At 63.9% G+C, this 4,352-nt stretch carries 5 protein-coding genes; 2 read left to right on the top strand and 3 right to left on the bottom strand.

Features of this window, described 5'->3' with window-relative positions:
* On the top strand, nucleotides 1–1,072 hold a 1,072-nt coding region (locus BRAS3809_RS35925), incomplete at its 5' end, for a UvrD-helicase domain-containing protein (RefSeq protein WP_139017381.1).
* Between the two features lie 111 nt (nucleotides 1,073–1,183).
* Here BRAS3809_RS35925 and argC read toward each other — a convergent pair.
* Together argC and BRAS3809_RS19075 are read right to left on the bottom strand one after the other, a co-directional pair.
* On the bottom strand, nucleotides 1,184–2,158 hold the full coding sequence (gene argC, locus BRAS3809_RS19080; protein WP_008963705.1) for an N-acetyl-gamma-glutamyl-phosphate reductase: 975 nt from the start codon (nucleotides 2,156–2,158) through the stop codon (nucleotides 1,184–1,186).
* A gap of 50 nt (nucleotides 2,159–2,208) precedes the next feature.
* Nucleotides 2,209–2,502 carry a hypothetical protein gene (locus BRAS3809_RS19075; RefSeq protein WP_008963704.1) on the bottom strand — a complete coding sequence of 98 codons (294 nt, stop codon included), beginning with the start codon at nucleotides 2,500–2,502 and terminating at the stop codon, nucleotides 2,209–2,211.
* Nucleotides 2,503–2,590: 88 nt separating this feature from the next.
* On the opposite strand from BRAS3809_RS19075, the gene BRAS3809_RS19070 reads away from it, so the two are divergent.
* Nucleotides 2,591–2,800: a hypothetical protein gene (locus BRAS3809_RS19070; protein ID WP_008963703.1), complete on the top strand. Its 210-nt coding sequence runs from the start codon at nucleotides 2,591–2,593 to the stop codon at nucleotides 2,798–2,800.
* Between the two features lie 215 nt (nucleotides 2,801–3,015).
* Here the strand turns inward: BRAS3809_RS19070 and lysA are convergent, their stop codons facing one another.
* The gene (lysA, locus tag BRAS3809_RS19065; protein ID WP_008963702.1) at nucleotides 3,016–4,281 is read right to left on the bottom strand and encodes a diaminopimelate decarboxylase; all 1,266 of its coding nucleotides are present in this window, start codon (nucleotides 4,279–4,281) and stop codon (nucleotides 3,016–3,018) included.
* Nucleotides 4,282–4,352 lie beyond the last annotated feature (71 nt).

Below are 4,352 nucleotides of genomic sequence, written 5' to 3'. Positions count from 1 at the left end.
CCTCGACGTCATTGCCGCGACCTACAGTCGAATGCTCGTCGACGAGTATCAGGACTGCAATGTTCCACAACATGCAATTGTATACTATATGGCCGCCGCTTTTCCTACTTGCGTATTGGGCGACCCCATGCAGGCAATATTCGACTTCCAAGAGCCTCTGGCTGATTGGGACTCGATGGTTTGCAAGCATTTCCCAATTGCGGGCGAGCTATCGACTCCATGGCGTTGGAAGAACGTAAATGAGGAAGCGTTCGGTCAGTGGCTCCTTGACGCTCGAAAGCAATTACTCGCAGGAAAGGCGATCGATCTCAAAACAGCACACGCAAGCGTATCCTGGATCAAAACGGGCGGGAAAGACGATCATGAACGTCGTCTGGAAGCTTGCCGGGTTAAGCCTCCCAATAGGGACGGATCAGTTCTTATCATCGGCGATAGTAAAAATCCTCAGGCACAACGCCAATTCGCAAGTCAGACACCGGGAGCAACAACGGTCGAAAGCGTCGACCTAAAAGACCTTGTGTCATTCGCGCGTACTTTCGATCCGAGATCCAAGGATGCTCTTGGTAAGGTGATTTCGTTTGCGGAAAATGTTATGACCAACTTGGGCGGAACCACGCTACTCAAGCGAGTGGAAACCATTAAGGCCGAGAAGAATAGGAAGGCTGCTTCCGCGCTCGAGGCCTCCGCAATTCACTTCTCCGAGAACCCGACGTACGCGGGCGTACGTGAACTGCTCGGCGCAATGGGTGAACAAGCTGGTGTCAGAAGCCACCGTCCAGGAATTCTAAGAGGCTGCATCAGAGCACTGCAGATGGCAGAGGCTCAGGGCGGACCGAGCTTTGAGGAAGCAGCAGTCACGGTCAGGGAGCAATCGCGCGCCCTCGGCCGCCCACTTCCTCGCAGAGCAGTAGGTAGCACTTTATTGCTCAAAGGGCTGGAGGCAGACGTCTGTGTTATCCTCAACGCGACAGAGTTGAATCGCCAAAACTTATATGTCGCGATGACCCGCGGCTCTCGTCGGCTCGTGGTCTGCTCGAACGACAATGTGCTGAAGCCTTGCGAGCGCAAATAGGACACCCACCTCGCAGCCAAATGCATGCTCTTGCAGTTCCAGATTGCGTTTCGCAGTATTGGCAAATGTCGGTCGATTGGCCAGCGTTCCGTCCCCTGCGGGCGCCCGCCCTCACGGCCAAACCGGCGCCCCCTCCAGCCCCGCCGTCTCCGGCAGCCCGCACATCAAATTCGCATTCTGCACCGCCTGCCCGGCGGCGCCCTTGCCGAGATTGTCGACGACGCCAAGCGCGATCACCAGATTGCGGTCGGGGTCGGCGGCGTAGCTGACGAAGGCGAGGTTGGAGCCGGTGGCCCATTTGGTCTGCGGCGGCGTATCGGTGACGCGGACGAAGGCGCTGTCGCGATAGAAGCGGCGGGCGGCGTCGAGGCATTGCGCCGTGGTGGCGCGGCCGCGGGCGTAGATGGTGGCGAGGATGCCGCGGGTCATCGGCACCAGATGCGGCGTGAACACGAGGCCTGTGGCGCCGCCGCCGCTGATCCGCGCGATGGTGCTTTCGATCTCGGGCATGTGGACGTGCCTGAGCAGGCCGTAGGGAATCAGGTTCTCGTTGCTCTCGGCATAGCCGAATTTGCTGTCGCCGCCGCGGCCGGCGCCGGAGATGCCGGTCTTGGCGTCGATCACGATGTTCTCGGGCGAGATCAGCTTCTCGGCGAGCAGCGGCGCCAGCGGGGTCAGCGCGGCCGCCGGGAAGCAGCCGGGATTGGCGATGCGGGTCTTGCCCGCGATCTCTCGCGGCCAGACGTCGGCGAGGCCGTAGGTCCAGCCGTCGGCGTAGCGGTGGTCGCCGCCGATGTCGACGATCTTCACGCTCCCCGGCACGCGCGCCAGCGCCTCGCGCGAGGCGCCGGTGGGGAGCGAGGCGAACAGCACGTCGAGCGGCGGCAGGCGCGCGGGGTCCCACTTCTCGATCACGAGATCGGCGAGTTGTGCGGGCACGCCGGGGAAGCGCTCCGCCAGACGCTGGCCGGCGCTGCCCTCGCCCGCGGCGTAGACCAGCTCGAACGCCGGATGCCCCGCGACCAGGCGCATCGCCTCGCCGCCGCCAAAACCGGAGATGCCGACGATGCCGATGCGAATGCTCATGGGTGGGGGTCCTGATGCTTGCTCAAGGGAGAATTTCGGGAGCGCGACGCTTACTCTGAATGCGACGCCCATTTCGATCGTGTTGAATTGAGAATGGGCCTCATTTCATCGTTGATATCAGCCGCGGATGAATGTCCGTCCGGGAAGACTTCAAGCGCGCCGACGGTGCTGGCCTCGGGCAGCGACAAGAAGAACGCCTCACGCATATAGGCAATCGCGCAGAGGCGAAAGTTGGTATCGAGGGCATCCAGGTGGCGACCGATCATTATCACGAGCTGCGATGCGGGAGCGCCGGCCTCGGCTGCGTTGCGCAGCGCTCGAACCAGGGGAGCGTCGAGGTTCATCCCAGTCCCATCCGGTTGACATGACGCTGCATGAACAGGCCAAACGGCAGTATGATCTCCGCCTGACCCAAGCCAAATTAAGGTCGTCATGGCCAACAAGCAAACCAGGCTGCTGCCGTCAGCCCTGCCCCCGAGCGGGACCGAACTGGCCCTATGGCAGCGCTTGAGCCGGGAGGAGCAGATCGCGCGCTATCGCGAGGTGCTGGAGCATCCGGACAGTCTGAGGATCAGCGGCTCGACGACGAGCGATGTGCTGGCAAAGGCGAGGCGGAGGGCCGCAGGCCGTCGTGAGTCGTGATGGCTCAGCGGGCGAGCCGTGGCAGTCGCCACGATCCAGGCTGATCCGGTGTGCGACGTGCTCATCAGTTACTCCGTCATGCCCGGGCTTGACCCGGGCATCCACGCCCCATCGCGGGGCCGAACGATGTGGATGGCCGGGTCAAGCCCGGCCATGACGATGTGGGGACAGGCGAGCGCAACAGCGCGTGTAATGTCGCGGGACGAAAGTCGCCCTCACAGCCACGGTGCCGGGGTGTCCATCGCGATCAGTTGCTCGACCTCGATGCGCGGGCGGATCACGGCGGACTGGTCGCCCTTGACCAGCACTTCGGGCACCAGCGCGCGGGTGTTGTAGGTGCAGGCCTGGACGGCGCCGTAGGCACCCGATGTCATGATGGCGAGGAGGTCGCCGGGCTTGGGTTCCGGCAGTGCGCGGTCGAGGGCGAGGTAGTCGCCGCTTTCGCAGACCGGGCCGACGACGTCGGCCACGAAAGCGGGCGCGTCCGGCGGGGCTTGCTTGACGGGCAGGATGTCGTGATGCGCCTCGTAGAGCGTCGGGCGGATCAAATCGTTCATCGCGGCGTCGATGATGACGAAGTTCTTGGCCTCGCCGTGCTTCACATAGATCACCTTGGCGACGAGGATGCCGGCATTGCCGACGATCATGCGGCCGGGCTCGAACATCAGCGTGCAGCCGAGATTGTGGCTGACGCGCTTGACCATGGCGGCGTAGGCGGCGGGCTCCGGCGGCACGGTGCGGTCCAGGTGATAGGGGATGCCGAGGCCGCCGCCGAAATCGACATGGGAGATGTCGTGGCCGTCGGCGCGGAGGGTCTGCACGAAGTCGGCGAGGATGCGGAACGCGGTCTCCATCGGGCCGAGATCGGTGATCTGGCTGCCGATATGGACGTCGACGCCGGTGACCTTGATGCCCTTCATCTTCGCCGCGCGGGCGTAGACGCGGCGCGCGTGGTCGAGCGGGATGCCGAACTTGTTCTCCGACTTGCCCGTCGAGATCTTGGCGTGCGTGCCGGCGTCGACATCCGGATTGACGCGGATCGAGATGCGGGCGGTGTGGCCGGTCTCCACGGCGAGCCGCGCCAGCAGATCGAGCTCGGGCTCGGATTCGATGTTGAGGCAGTGGATGTCGGCTGATAGCGCGGCGCGCAGCTCGGCCTCGGTCTTGCCGACGCCGGAGAACACGATCTTGCGCGACGGGATGCCCGCGGCCAGCGCGCGCTTCAATTCGCCGCCGGAGACGACGTCGGCGCCGGCCCCACACTTGGCGAGCGTGCGCAGCACCGACTGGTTGGAATTGGCCTTCATGGCGTAGCAGATCAGCACGTCCTGGCCGGCGAAGGCGTCGGCGAACACGCGGTAGTGCCGCTCCAGGGTGGCGGTGGAGTAGCAGTAGAACGGGGTGCCGACGGTCGCGGCGAGCTCGGCGAGGTTGACGGCCTCGGCATGCAGCACGCCGTCGCGGTAGTCGAAATGGTTCATGGGTCGGATCCGCGCAACGAGGCTGCGAAAGGGGTGATTGTGGCGGCGAATTGCCGGGAAATGGCAGGGTA

It is taken from the genome of Bradyrhizobium sp. STM 3809 (assembly GCF_000239795.1).
In the GTDB taxonomy this organism is placed as follows: Bacteria; Pseudomonadota; Alphaproteobacteria; order Rhizobiales; family Xanthobacteraceae; genus Bradyrhizobium.
Note: the sequence above shows the minus strand (reverse complement) of the source record. Positions and strands in the feature narration are given on the sequence as shown.